At 71.6% G+C, this 12,684-nt stretch carries 14 protein-coding genes; 4 read left to right on the plus strand and 10 right to left on the minus strand.

All coding sequences use genetic code 11. The features are described from left to right. Positions 1–7 precede the first annotated feature (7 nt). Complete coding sequence (gene leuE / locus NE857_RS30965; protein ID WP_254418805.1) at positions 8–670, minus strand: leucine efflux protein LeuE; 663 nt, start codon at positions 668–670, stop codon at positions 8–10. 96 nt (positions 671–766) lie between these two features. Next, complete coding sequence (locus NE857_RS30970; protein WP_254418806.1) at positions 767–1,561, minus strand: hypothetical protein; 795 nt, start codon at positions 1,559–1,561, stop codon at positions 767–769. Positions 1,562–1,861: 300 nt separating this feature from the next. Here NE857_RS30970 and fusA point away from each other — a divergent pair, with 300 nt between their 5' ends. Beyond that, on the plus strand, positions 1,862–3,994 hold the full coding sequence (fusA, locus tag NE857_RS30975) for an elongation factor G (RefSeq protein ID WP_254418807.1): 2,133 nt from the start codon (positions 1,862–1,864) through the stop codon (positions 3,992–3,994). A 63-nt stretch (positions 3,995–4,057) separates the two neighbouring features. Here fusA and NE857_RS30980 read toward each other — a convergent pair whose 3' ends face one another. The 6 genes from NE857_RS30980 to NE857_RS31005 all read right to left on the minus strand — a co-directional run bounded on the left by NE857_RS30980 (position 4,058) and on the right by NE857_RS31005 (position 9,381). Further along, positions 4,058–4,852 (minus strand): hypothetical protein, encoded by a 795-nt coding sequence (locus NE857_RS30980; protein WP_254418808.1) that lies wholly within the window; start codon positions 4,850–4,852, stop codon positions 4,058–4,060. A gap of 136 nt (positions 4,853–4,988) precedes the next feature. Then, complete coding sequence (locus tag NE857_RS30985; protein ID WP_254418809.1) at positions 4,989–5,936, minus strand: M56 family metallopeptidase; 948 nt, start codon at positions 5,934–5,936, stop codon at positions 4,989–4,991. Continuing rightward, positions 5,933–6,310 carry a BlaI/MecI/CopY family transcriptional regulator gene (locus NE857_RS30990; protein ID WP_254418810.1) on the minus strand — a complete coding sequence of 126 codons (378 nt, stop codon included), beginning with the start codon at positions 6,308–6,310 and terminating at the stop codon, positions 5,933–5,935. Before NE857_RS30990 ends, NE857_RS30985 begins: the two co-directional genes overlap by 4 nt. A 56-nt stretch (positions 6,311–6,366) precedes the next feature. Then, entirely contained in the window at positions 6,367–7,635 is a 1,269-nt protein-coding gene (locus NE857_RS30995; RefSeq protein WP_254418811.1) for a pyrroloquinoline quinone biosynthesis protein, read from the minus strand. A gap of 28 nt (positions 7,636–7,663) precedes the next feature. Then, positions 7,664–8,542 (minus strand): cytochrome c biogenesis CcdA family protein, encoded by an 879-nt coding sequence (locus NE857_RS31000; RefSeq protein ID WP_254418812.1) that lies wholly within the window; start codon positions 8,540–8,542, stop codon positions 7,664–7,666. Between the two features lie 5 nt (positions 8,543–8,547). Continuing rightward, positions 8,548–9,381 carry a DsbA family protein gene (locus tag NE857_RS31005; RefSeq protein WP_254418813.1) on the minus strand — a complete coding sequence of 278 codons (834 nt, stop codon included), beginning with the start codon at positions 9,379–9,381 and terminating at the stop codon, positions 8,548–8,550. Positions 9,382–9,599: 218 nt separating this feature from the next. Between NE857_RS31005 and fdhA the strand changes: the two genes are divergently transcribed. Next, the gene (gene fdhA, locus NE857_RS31010; protein ID WP_254418814.1) at positions 9,600–10,820 is read left to right on the plus strand and encodes a formaldehyde dehydrogenase, glutathione-independent; all 1,221 of its coding nucleotides are present in this window, start codon (positions 9,600–9,602) and stop codon (positions 10,818–10,820) included. Between the two features lie 80 nt (positions 10,821–10,900). Here the strand turns inward: fdhA and NE857_RS31015 are convergent, their stop codons facing one another. Continuing rightward, entirely contained in the window at positions 10,901–11,107 is a 207-nt protein-coding gene (locus NE857_RS31015; RefSeq protein ID WP_254418815.1) for a hypothetical protein, read from the minus strand. 149 nt (positions 11,108–11,256) lie between these two features. On the opposite strand from NE857_RS31015, the gene NE857_RS31020 reads away from it, so the two are divergent. Further along, on the plus strand, positions 11,257–11,451 hold the full coding sequence (locus NE857_RS31020) for a DUF1918 domain-containing protein (RefSeq protein WP_254418816.1): 195 nt from the start codon (positions 11,257–11,259) through the stop codon (positions 11,449–11,451). Between the two features lie 125 nt (positions 11,452–11,576). Next, entirely contained in the window at positions 11,577–12,335 is a 759-nt protein-coding gene (locus NE857_RS31025; protein ID WP_254418817.1) for a cupin domain-containing protein, read from the plus strand. 62 nt (positions 12,336–12,397) lie between these two features. Here NE857_RS31025 and NE857_RS31030 read toward each other — a convergent pair whose 3' ends face one another. After that, positions 12,398–12,613 carry a hypothetical protein gene (locus NE857_RS31030; protein WP_254418818.1) on the minus strand — a complete coding sequence of 72 codons (216 nt, stop codon included), beginning with the start codon at positions 12,611–12,613 and terminating at the stop codon, positions 12,398–12,400. Positions 12,614–12,684 lie beyond the last annotated feature (71 nt).

Below are 12,684 nucleotides of genomic sequence, written 5' to 3' on the forward strand. Positions count from 1 at the left end.
ACCTCGGTCAGGCGCTGCTGACGGACAGCTTCACCGCAAACCCCAGGAACAGCGCGCCCGCCGCCGAGGTGGCTCCCGCGGAGAGCCTCCTGCGCCGCCCGAAGGCCGCGGCCAGCCGGGTCCCGCTGAAGATCAGCACGGACAGGTACAGGAAACTGACGAACTGGAGCAGGAAGCCCAGGACCAGGAAGGACAGCGCCGGGTAGGCGTAGGCCGGATCGACGAACTGCACGAAGAAGGAGATCAGGAAGAGGATCACCTTCGGGTTGAACAGGGACACCACGAGCGCCCTGCGGAAGGGCCGTTCCCGGTCGGCCGGGCCCGTCTCCGCGTCAGCGGCCCGCTGGTCCTCGGCCCGCTGGTGCCGGGAGGTCCACATGGCGTAGGCGGAACGCAGCATCCCGATCGCCATCCAGATCAGGTAGGCGGCGCCCACGTACTTCACTATCGCGAAGAGCAACGGGTTGGTCTGGAGGAGCGTGGCCGCGCCGGCCGCCGCGAGCAGCATCAGTACCGTGTCGCCGGTGAACACGCCCGCGGCCGCCTTGTACCCGGTGCGGGTACCGCTGCGCGCGGCGACGGAGAGCACGTAGAGCGAGTTGGGCCCCGGCAGGAGGATGATCAGGATGAGCCCCGCCAGGTAGGCCGGCAGGTCAGTGATACCGAGCATGAGCGGAGTGTTTCATCCGACCACCGGACGCCGGCACCCCCGTTGCCCCCTTTGTGACGAACCTCCTGGTCACCCGGCCGCCGCTTCGGGCCGACCTCAGGCGGGTTCGGTCAGTGGTCGGCCCCACACGACGGGCAGCGGGGGCTCCCCCAACGGCCACTGGTCGGGCCTGTCCGCCGGGCGGCCCGTGCCGGCGGGGAACCCGGGCGAAACGGGTGCGCCCGCGATCATCCCACCCAGTCCCAGGACCTCCAGCACCTTTTCCTTCTCGAACTCGACGGAGACGTCCAGGAGCGCCCCACAGATCCAGTCAGCCTCCACCGGGGCCTCGGCCACCCGCTCCACGATCGGCCTCATGAACTGTTCGAACTCCTCTTCCGAGGGCTCGTGCTCATCCCACAGGTCCCAAAAGATCTCCAGGCGCTCGACAAGAAAGGCGAGGTGGCTCTCCGCCGAGACGTAGCCGCCGAGCTGTACGTCCAGGCCGTCCGAGTCGACCTGGTCGGGGTAGCCCGCCCGGCCCCAGCGCCGACCGTCCCACCAGTAGGCGAAACCGAACGGGGTCTCGTCGTCGACCCTTTGCGCCCACTCCCAGGGGATCCAGTCCGGGGCTCCCGCCAACAGGTCGAGACAGGCCTGGTCGTCTTCGTACAGGGTCCCGGAACTGCGCTCCCAGCCGACGATCAGGTACCGGCCGCCCTCGATCCGGACCATCCGCCACCAGCGGCCGCCGCCGTCGATCACCTGCAGCTCGGAGTCCCGTACCCAGTGCTCGTGATTCCACCCGTTGGCCACCGTGCCCCTCTCGAAGGTCATGTGGAAGACGGCCAGCGCCCAGATGACCGAGGGGTGGGTCAGGTCGTCGGGGTGGCCGGGTTCGTGGAAGGGCACCGGATGCTCCTGGGGGGTCGACGTCGGGTTCGTTGTCTTTGTACCGAACCCCGCTGACACTCGGCCCACTGGTTCAGGCACCCGTCTCCGACCACAGGGCCCCGGGACGGCTGGGCCGATCACGCGCAAACCCCGTAAAACCCGTGGATTCGCCCGTACCCGGCGCCTTACGCTCACGCCAGGACCGGTTGGCAGAACCCCTGTCCCCCGGGTCTGGCGGCAGGCCGTACCCACGGCCCGACAGGCATGCGCGCACCGCCCCGAATGGTCGCCCCGACGATCGCAGAGAGGAACGACACCATGGCCACCACCCAGCTGAACCTGGCCGCGGTCCGCAACATCGGGATCATGGCCCACATCGACGCGGGCAAGACCACCACCACCACCGAGCGCATCCTGTACTACACCGGCGTCTCCCACAAGGTCGGCGAGGTCCACGACGGCACCACCGCCATGGACTTCCTGCCCGAGGAGCGCGAACACGGCATCACCATCACCTCGGCCGCCACCACCTGCGTGTGGACGGTGGACGGGGTCGCGCACACGGTGAACCTCATCGACACCCCCGGGCACATCGACTTCACCGCCGAGGTGGAGCGCTGCCTGCGGGTGCTCGACGGCGCGGTCGCGGTGTTCGACGGCGTGGCCGGTGTGGAACCGCAGTCCGAGACGGTGTGGCGCCAGGCCGACCGGTACGGCGTGCCCCGGATCTGCTTCGTGAACAAGCTGGACCGGGTGGGCGCGGACTTCGCGCGCTGCGTGGACATGATCGCCGAACGCCTGGGCGCGGTGCCGCTGGTACTTCAGCTGCCGATCGGCGCCGAGGCGGGGTTCCGCGGTGTGGTCGACCTGGTCCGGATGCGGGCCCTGGTCTGGCCCGCCGACACCGCCCTGGGTGAGGACTACGAGGACGTGGCCGTACCCGAGGAACTGGTGGAGCGGGCCCGCCGGTGGCGCGAACGCCTGCTGGAGACCCTGGCCGAACGCGACACCGGGCTCATGGACCTGTATCTGCGGGGGATCGAACCCACGCAGGAGCAGGTCCACCGGGCCGTGCTCGGGCTCACGCTCGGCGCCGACAGCGGTACCGACGAGACGGTGACGCCGGTGCTGTGCGGAACCGCGTTCAAGAACAAGGGCGTGCAGCCCCTGCTCGACGCCGTGGTCCGCTACCTGCCGTCCCCGCTGGACGTCATGCCCGCCGAGGGTCACCTCCCGGGCGACCCCGACACCGCGGTCACCCGCGACACGACCGACGAGGCGCCGACCGCCGCGCTGGCCTTCAAGATCATGAGCGACCCCCACCTGGGCAGGCTCACGTTCCTTCGGGTCTACTCCGGGCGGATCGGTACCGGGACCACACTGCTCAACACCGCAAAGGGCCACAGGGAGAGGATCGGCAAGATCTACCGCATGCACGCCGACAAACGCGAGGAGATCGCGTCGGTGGGTGCCGGTGACATCGTCGCCGTCATGGGTCTGAAGCGGACCACCACCGGCGAGACCCTGTGCGATCCGGCGGCGCCCGTGATACTGGAGTCGATGGAGTTCCCGGCCCCGGTCATCCAGGTGTCCGTCGAACCGCGCTCGCGGGGCGACCAGGACAAACTCGCCGCCGCCATCCAGCGGTTGGCGGAGGAGGACCCCTCCTTCCGGGTGCACACCGACGCCGAGACCGGCCAGACCATCCTCGGCGGCATGGGTGAGCTGCACCTGGAGATCCTGACGCACCGGATGGGGCGTGAGTTCGGTGTGGCCGCGAACGTGGGCCGTCCGCGGGTCGCGTACCGGGAGACGCTCGGGCGTTCGGCCGAGGTCGAGTACACGCACAGGAAGCAGACCGGCGGCAAGGGACAGTTCGCCCGGGTGCGGATACGTGTGGAGCCCCTGCCGAACCCCGGAAACACGGACGCGGGCGCGGACCTCGATTTCGTGAACGCGGTGACCGGCGGCCGGGTGCCGCGCGAGTTCATTCCGTCCGTGGCCGAGGGCTGCGGGCAGGCGATGCGGCTCGGCGTCCTGGCCGGATACGAGCTGACCGGTGTGCGGGTGACGTTGCTGGACGGGGCGGCCCACTCCGAGGACTCCTCGGAGCTGGCCTTCCGGACGGCCGCGTTCCAGGCGTTCCGGGAGGCGGCCACGCAGGCGGCACCGGTCCTGTTGGAGCCGGTGATGGACGTGGAGGTGACCACACCCGAGGAGCACATGGGTGACGTGATCGGCGACCTGAACGCCCGGCGCGGCCGGGTCCGTTCGATGGTGGATCGACACGGCGCAAAGGCGGTGTCGGCGCTGGTGCCGTTGGCGGAGATGTTCGGCTACGTGGGTGATCTGCGCGGCCGCACGTCCGGCCGGGCTGACTACACAATGCGGTTCGACTCCTACGCCGAGGTGCCGAAGTCGGTCGCGGCGGAGGTCGCCGCCAGGGCTTAGGGCGTGAGGTCCTGAGGCGCTGAGGCCTGAGCGGGCGGAGCCCCTGGAGACGGGGGCTCCGCCTCATCCGGTGGTCTCAGCGGGGCCCGGTGGACCGGTGGCCTCAGGGCCCGTCGCTTCCGAGCTGGCACTACCTGGGCCGGGCGGCTCGTCGGCGCCGGGTTCCGGGCTGATCTCGGGTTCGCGGGGCACCGGCTCGTCCAGGGTCACCAGGTCGAGGAGCTGGCGGGACTCCGAAAGGGCTTCGGCCAGCTCGGTCTGTCCGGCCTCCGACATCTCGAAGAACGCGTTTTCCAGCCAGCCCCGGGTGGTCGCCAGCCAAGTGACCACCCGGTCGTCGCGGGCCCGGGGCATGGTGTGCGCGACCTCGCTGACCAGGTCGGCCAGCGCCCACAGGGCCTGCGGGGTGTCCCGGCCCCACCATGAGTCCAGGTAGGGGGCGAGGTCGTCGCCGGTCTCGGCGAGGGTGTCCAGGGGAGCGTCGGGGCGTTCCGTGCCGGTGAGTCCGTCCTCCCACCAGACGGACAGGCATGTGCGTAGCGCGTCGCGTTCGTCCTCGGGCCAGCCCGTCCACCCGCCCTGGTGGAGTTTGGCGAAGAGCCCGTGGAGGTCGCCCTCGCCGCGCAGGGCGAGTTCGAGCAGCCGGGGCAGGAAGTGGCGCAGGTCGTCCACGTCGCCCCAGGTGTTGAGGGCCTTGTGGGAGAACCGGCGCAGCCGTTCGGCGTCGAGTTCCCGCAGCGGTGCCCCGAGCAGGTCACGGTGGTCGTTCTCGGTGACGCAGTGCCGACAGCCCTCCACCCTCGCGGGTCGGGGGTAGCGCGCGAACACCCGGTAGACATTCTCGATCTCGCTCCGCACGACCCCAGGATGACCCAACCGCACCGCGTTCCGCTACGGGTCGCGGGAGAGATCCTGGTTCGCCGGAGCTTCCGGGTTCCCCAGCAGTCCCCATGGCCCCAGCGGCCCCATCAGCCTCAGCGGGACAGGGGTTCGCTCAGCCCACGCACTCGCAGTACGGGACGACCACGTTGAGCGCGGTCGCGAGCACGGCCAGGGCCAGGGGCAGCACCACGACCAGCGCGGCCCCGGCGTGGGCGGCCCAGCCCGCCGGAGGTCCCGGCGGCTGGACCTGGCGGCGCACCCGGCGCACCGGGCAGGCGCCCGCCGCCGACAGGGCCGGGTCGGGGCCGCGCGCGCCCGAAGCCGCCATGATCCCCAGAGCGTGGGCCAGCGCGTGCGGTCCGGCCTCGCGCGCCGCGCGGTCGTCGGCCGCCCACTCCACGAGCTCGGGGACCTCCCGGGCCGCGGCGCGCAGCAGCGGAACCCCGGGGAAGGCGGTGTCGAGCAGCCGTGTCCAGGTGACCAGGAGGTGGTGGTGTCCGCGCAGGTGAGCCCGCTCGTGGGCGAGCACCGCGCGTAGTTCGGGGCCGGTCAACCGGTCGAGGGCGCCCCTGGTCACGACGATGCCCAGGCCCCGGCCCGGCATGCAGTAGGCGGCGGGTTCGGGGTGCTCCACCAACCAGACCCGGTCCAGGTGCAGGGTGCGACGGTGTCCGCCGGCCGCGAGCGCCCGACCGTGCTCCCGGGCCTGGGCCCGGCGCGTCCGGCGGCGGCGGACCGCCGTCCAGGAGAGCCGGGCCAGCCCGGCGGTGCCGAGGAGCCCGGCCGCCGCTACCCCGCTCGCGGCCCCGTTCTGGTGGACGGCCTGGAAGAGGTCGACGCAGGCGGCGACGAACGCCTTCACCCCGGGGCCCATCACCCGGGTGGCCAGGGTGGCGAGCAGGACGGCGCAGGCCAGCAACCACGTCACGGTGGCCAGCGTCCACAGTGCGAGCATCGCCCGGGCGGTGGCGCCCGCGCGCAGCTGGAAGGCGCGCAGCGCCCGGGCCCCGGCCGCACTCCACAGCACCACGGCGGCCAGCGCCGCCACCGACCAGGTCACGGGTCCTCGCGCCGGGGGATGTCGGCGAGCAGTTCGCGCAGGACGTCGAGGTTCTGCGGGTCCATCCGGTCGACGAAGCGCAACAGCGCCACCTGGGGGTCACCGCTGTCGTCGAGGGCGCCGTGCATGCGGTCGGCGGCGTGCGAGGCCCGGTCGCGCAGAGCACGGTAGAACCACAGGCGGCCGGTCCGCTCTCGGTCGACCCAGTCCTTGCGGCGCAGGTTCTCCAGGACCGTGGAGATAGTGGTGTAGGCGGGTTCGCGGTCGGCGAGCGCCTCGACCACCTCACGCACGCTCAGCGGCCGTCCGGCCTCCCACAGGACCGCCATCACCGCGGACTCCAGTGACCCGAGTCCCGGAACCGTGTTACTCATGGCCCACCGTTCGTCATGCGCTTCTTCCTCCAAGAATAGGGAGTCCCGCGTGCCGCTCAGCTGACGGGCAGTGCGGCGAAGGGGGTGTCCGCGTCGGTGCGGGTGTCGGTGCGGGTACCGGCCTCGGCGTCGCTGTCGGGCGCCCGGAGGATCGCGGGGCCGCCGGGGAGGGCGGCCACCGGAGCCCGCCCCGTGACGGGATCGGCGGCGACCTGCCCGGTGTCCGCTTCGATCGCCCGGCCCGGCTCCCCCTCCGAGACCCGGGTGTACAACGTGTCGCCGACCAGACCGCTGAGGCGTTCGCCCGGCAGCGCGGGGAGCTCCCAGACCGGTCCGGGATCCGATGCGGACAGGCCGAACAGCGCGGGCTCGCCCTCCCCCGCGGGGACCCCGAGGACCACTGTTCGTCCTTGGCTGTCGCCGAGGAGACGGGGCTGGTGGTCCGGGTCGAGAGTCAGCAGGCGCTCGCCGCTGCGCAGGTCATGCACGGTGTACAGCAACGGGTCCGCCTCAGCGGCCTCTTCTGCCGTGCCCTGTTCCGTCCACTCCAGGACCACGGCGGCGCTGGAGTCGCTGGCGGGCCTGGGCCCGTAGCCGACCGCCACCGGTTCGTTCCCCAGCTCGGCCGGGACCTCCAGGCCGGTGTGGGTCCACAGGTCCTCGTCCTCGGGGCCGACCGCGCGCAGGGCACCGTCGCGGTGCAGGAGCAGGGCGCCGTGGTGTTCGTGCAGGACCGTGCCCCCGTCCCGTTCGTCCGCGGCCACCTCCCCGGTGAGCGCGGAGAGCGCCGCCTTCGGTCCGGTCTCGTCGCTCATCACGCTTCCGGGCAGTGCGGCGAACACCAGTCCGGGGCCGACCAGGGTTCCGGGCACCTCCGTGGGCCCCCACAACCGTTCCCCGGTGTCCGGGTCGTGTGCGGAGGCGGTGGTCACGGCCGCGAACACTCCCGCGTCGGGGTCGGCCACCCGGTCCAAGAGCACCACGAACTCGGATCCGTCATCCTCGGTCCCCGGCCGCGCGACGGTGAACCCGGTGCAGCTCGGGTCCCGTTCGGCGGCCCAGCGGGTGACCCCCTCGCGGTCCACGCCGAGGAAGCGGATCGGCCCGCCCGTCCTCTCCTGGGCCACCCCCACGAAGGAGGCGCCCGCCGCCTTGGGTTCGGCGGAGAAGGGTGCCGTCCACAGGGCCGGACCCTCCAGGGGGTACGGGAGGGCGCCGAGGGTGGTGGGCGGGGGCGCGGCCGGGTCGTTCCTCGGCTCGGCGTCGGTGGGCCCGGTCGGGTACGGGCCGAGGCCGCACGCGGTGAGCAGCAGGAGCCCGGCCAACGCCCCTGCGAGGCACGCGCTACTCGACCTACTCGGCACGGTCCGCCGCCCGTTCCTCCTGCTCCTCGCTCTCCTGGGCGCGGTCGCGGCGGCGAGCCAGGAGGGTTCCGGCCACCACCGCGGTGACCGCCGCGGCCAGCGCCACCAGAGCGACCAGGTCGGTACCGCTCCCCAGCTGGGAGAGCACGCCCTGGGCCCGGTAGGCGGCGTCGTCCATCCAGCCCGCGCCGGGGAGCGAGGTCATCGAGGCGGTGCCGTCGAAGGCCACGAACAGCACACCGATCCCCACGAACAGCCCGCCGGACAGCAGTGCCGTGGTGTGCGTGCGCAGCGGACCCATCTGCACGGTCCGGCCGCGCAGCCAGCGGCGCCTGCCCAGGTCGTAGTGGTCCCAGAGCAGGGCCAGGAAGAACATCGGCAGCACCATGCCCAGCCCGTAGGCGGCCATCAGGAGCATGCCCCGGCCGGGGGTGCCGGTCGCGGCGACGGTGAGCACCGCACCGAGGATCGGCCCGGAACAGAACCCGGCGAGGCCGTAGACGGCGCCCAGCCCCAGGACGGACAGGTTGCCTTTGCCGCCCGCGAACCGGCTCTGTGCCTTGGCCAGGACGCCCCAGGTGAAGCCGAGGCCGAGGATCTGGGCGATGCCGAAGGCGATGATCAGGCCGCCCGCCACCGCGATGAGCGTGTCGCGGTGGCCGTGGAAGAGCACGCTCACCATCGCCGAACCCGCGCCGAGCGGCACCAGGGTCAGGCAGAGCCCGGCGTAGAAGACCACGGTGCGCAGCAGGAGCCGCCCGGTGTCGCGGAAGGCGTAGGCGAAGAACGACGGCAGCAGCAGGGCGCTGCACGGGCTGAGCAGGGCCAGCAGCCCGCCGAGCAGCGCGGCGACGAACCCGATGTCCACGGCCGTCACTCCCCGGCCGTGGCGAGGGCGGTGTCGACGCTTCGGACGAACACGTCCAGGGGCTGCGCGCCCATGACGGGGTCGCCGTTGATGACGAAGGCGGGGGTGGCGCTCACTCCGATCTGCTGGCCCTCGACGAAGTCGTGGCCGACCGCGATCCCGCTCCGCTCGGCCTCCAGATCCTCCTGGAACTTCTCGGCGTCGAGCCCGAGCTCCTCGACGATCTCGTCGAGGAGCCCCGCCGGGTCCGAAGCGGACTTGAGCTCGTCCTGCCGGTCGAAGACGGCCTCCTGGTACTCCCAGAACGCGTCCTGCTCACCGGCGGCGACCGCCCCGACGGACAGCGTCTGGGAGAGTTCGCCCAGGTAGGGGAACTCCCGCCACTCGATCCGCAGCTCGCCCGAGTCCACGTAGCGCTCGACCAGCTCGGGCTGGGTCTCCTGGGCCCAGGTCGCGCAGTAGGGGCAGGCGAAGTCGGAGTAGGCGACCAGCACCACGGGGGCGTCGGCGCTGCCCAGGGCCATCGGGTCGTCCGCGGTGCGCCGTGCCAGGGCCTGACCCCACTCGCGCTGCTCCGCGTCGATGTGGTCGACCACCGATGCCGTGTCCGGCGACTCCCCGTCCTGCCCCTGCTCACCGCCCTCCAGGCGCAGCCCCACGACCACCGCGACCACCAGTGCCACGACGACCGCCCCGCCGATCAGCAGCGGCGAGACGCCCCCTCGCTTGGCGTCCTTCGGCTTGGCCGAGCCCCCGGAGCCCTTGCCCTTCGCGCCTTTCGCGTCCTTGGCACCCTTGGCGCCTCTGGCGTCCCCGTCGCTCCTGGCGTCCTTCGGCATACCTCTCCCGCCCCCGTTTTCTATGACAGATAGAGACTACTCTACGCACCATAGAAACAGACTGCGGCGTGCCGTCGCGCCGCCCACAGTAAACGGTCACGTGCGCGGCGGCCCCGGAGTGGGTCCCCGGTTAGCGACCGCCTCCAGCGGAAAGAGTGAGAGGACATCCACACGCCACGGAGCCGGAAGGCTGCCGAAGCGGAGAGGTAGGAAGGACCATGAGCGGCAACAGAGGTGTGCTCTACCAGGGCCGCGGCGAGGTCGAGGTCGCGGACATCAGCTATCCGGAGTTCGTACTGCGGGACGGGCCCGGGGTCAACCCGGCGAACGTGGGGCGCGAGGTCCCGCACGGCGCGATCCTGAAGGTCGTCGCCACCAACATCTGCGGCAGTGACCAGCACATGGTCCGGGGCCGCACCACCGCACCCGAGGGCCTGGTGCTGGGGCACGAGATCACCGGAGAGGTGGTCGAGAAGGGCCCCGGCGTCGAGTTCATCGAGGTCGGCGACCTGGTCTCGGTCCCGTTCAACATCGCCTGCGGACGCTGTGTGAACTGCAAGGCCCGGCGGACGGAGATCTGCCTCAACGTCAACCCCGACCGCCCCGGATCGGCCTACGGCTACGTGGACATGGGTGGTTGGGTCGGCGGACAGGCCCAGTTCGTGCTGGTGCCCTACGCGGACTGGAACCTGCTGAAGTTCCCCGACCGCGAGCAGGCACTGGAGAAGATCCTCGACCTCACGATGCTCTCGGACATCTTCCCGACCGGCTACCACGGCTGCGTCACCGCCGGCGTGGGCGTGGGTTCGAGCGTCTACGTGGCGGGAGCCGGGCCCGTGGGTCTGGCGGCCGCGGCCTCGGCCCAGCTGCTCGGCGCCGCGGTGGTGATCGTCGGCGACCTCAACGACGAGCGCCTGGCCCAGGCGCGCGGGTTCGGCTGCGAGACGATCAACATCTCCGCGGGCGACCCCGGCGACCAGATCGAGGAGCTGCTCGGCACGCCCGCCGTGGACTGCGCGGTGGACGCGGTCGGCTTCGAGGCGCACGGAACCGGTGACAAGGCTTCGGAGGAGGCCCCCGCCAGTGTCCTGAACACGGCGATGGACGTCACCAAGGCAGGCGGTTCCATCGGCATCCCCGGCCTGTACGTGACGGGCGATCCGGGGGCCGCGGACGACGCGGCCAAGGAGGGTTCGCTGTCGATCCGGTTCGGGCTCGGCTGGTCGAAGTCGCACGCCTTCTTCACCGGGCAGTGCCCGGTGATGAAGTACCACCGCCAGCTGATGGAAGCGATCCTCAACGACCGCGTCCAGATCGCCAAGGCGGTGAACGCCGTCGCCATCCCGTTGGAGGACGCACCCGAGGGCTACCAGTCCTTCGACAAGGGTGCGGCCAGCAAGTACGTGCTCGACCCGAACGGCTACCTGTCCACCGGCTGAGGGTTCAGCGGAAGCGGCCCGGGAACGGCCGCGGGGGCGGTTGCGGAATCGGCTACCGGACCGACCGGCGGGTCAACCGGTCACTCGCCGGTGATCATCCGGGACACGTAGAGCACCGCCCCGGCGGCCAGGGCGGCGATGCCCATCGACGCCACCAGGGAGACCAGGCCCAGGACCACGCCCTGCAAGGCGACCCAGGACTCCAGGAAGTCCCGGGTGGCGGTCCGCGAGAGCACGAACACACCCATGAAGACGACGAACGCGATGATCGGGGAAAGCTTGTTCACCCGAACATCCTAGGCACCGGCCCGAACCGGTCCGGCCGATGGTCCGTTGTTTCCCGAGGTAGCCCGGTTCGTCCCGGCTTCGGGGCGGGTATCACCCGGCTGAGACCGGCCTGGGGGAGGCCGGTCGTCGAACCGCGGGGGGAGAACAGATGCGAGCGACCGTCGGGGACCACCTGCACACGCACGGGGTCACCAGTTCCAAGGGCGAGCACGAAGCCGAGATCATCGACGTCCTCGGAGCCGACGACAACCCGCCTTATATGGTCCGCTTCGCCGACGGCGAGGAGAGGGTCATCTACCCGGGGCCCAAGACCGTGGTGCTTCCCAGGACGCCGAGCGACTGACCGAAAAGACAGAAGGAGCCCCGGCGGGCCGCCGGGGCTCCTCTGTGCGCTCTTGACAGTGTGTCGGGGACAAACGTACCTTCTCTGCCAGAAAGCGCTTTCCATCAAGCGACCCGGGAGCCACGGTGAGCCCAGAGCCCGAGACCACCCGCCCAGGCGGGCCCCCTTCCCTCCCGGGCGGGGTCGGGCTGTCCCGACTACGCGTCTACGACTGGCCCGCCGCGCCCGGCTCCGACGGTTTCTGCGGCGGTTCCCCGCACATGCACCTGGCGTGCGCCGAGGCGTACGCGGTGACCGGTGGTTCCGGCGCGGTACAGACCCTCACCACGGACGGCTTCGCCTCCCACCCGCTCGGCGAGGGCGACCTCCTGTGGTTCGCCCCCGGAACCGTGCACCGCCTGGTCAACGACGGCGACCTGCGGTTGGTCGTCATCATGCAGAACGCGGGCCTGCCCGAGGCCGGTGACGCCGTCCTCACCTTCCCGCCCGACGTCCTGGCCGACCCGACCGCCTACGCCCGAGCCGTCACCCTCGACCCCGCCGACCCCGAGGGTTCGGCCCGCAAACGACGCGAACTCGCCGTCGCGGGCTTCACCGAGCTGCGCGAGCGCCTGGACGCGGGTGACGTGAGCGCGATGACCGACTTCCACGCCGCCGCCCTGCGTCTGGTCTCCGCCGGCCTGCCCGCCTGGCGGACCCGCTTCGAACAGGGCCCGGCGGCCGACGTCGCCCGCACCGCCGCCCGCCTCGACGCGCTCGAAGCAGGCGACACCTCCCACCTGATGTCCGCAGAGGTCCTCCGGAGCGAGCCCGCCCCGGCCTGGGGCATGTGCGGACACCTCGAGAAGTTCGAGACCACCGAGCCTGCCGCCAAGCCCGAGTAGCCCGGGACATCCGGCACGCCTCGGCAGCCCCGGTCTTCCTTCCCCTCGGCCCGCCCTCTGCGTCATCTCCGTCCCAGATAGGGCCGCACCAGCGCCCCCGCCACCTCGTCGGGGTGGCCCCACTCCCCCGGGTCCCCGCTGCTGCTCGCCAACTCCAGCCGCCGCGGAGCCGGAGGCAGCTGGGGCCTGATCGGTTCGGTCCTCGTCGGAGCCCCGATCACCTGGCACAGCGCCCACGCCACCACCGACGCGAACACCCACCACATCTGTGAGGCCATCGTCTGACGGGGCTTGCGGTGCCTTCCTCGGCTAGAGTTCTCCATGGTCAATCCCCTGTCTGATTCAGGTG

The organism is Nocardiopsis exhalans, assembly GCF_024134545.1.
In the GTDB taxonomy this organism is placed as follows: Bacteria; Actinomycetota; Actinomycetes; order Streptosporangiales; family Streptosporangiaceae; genus Nocardiopsis; species Nocardiopsis exhalans.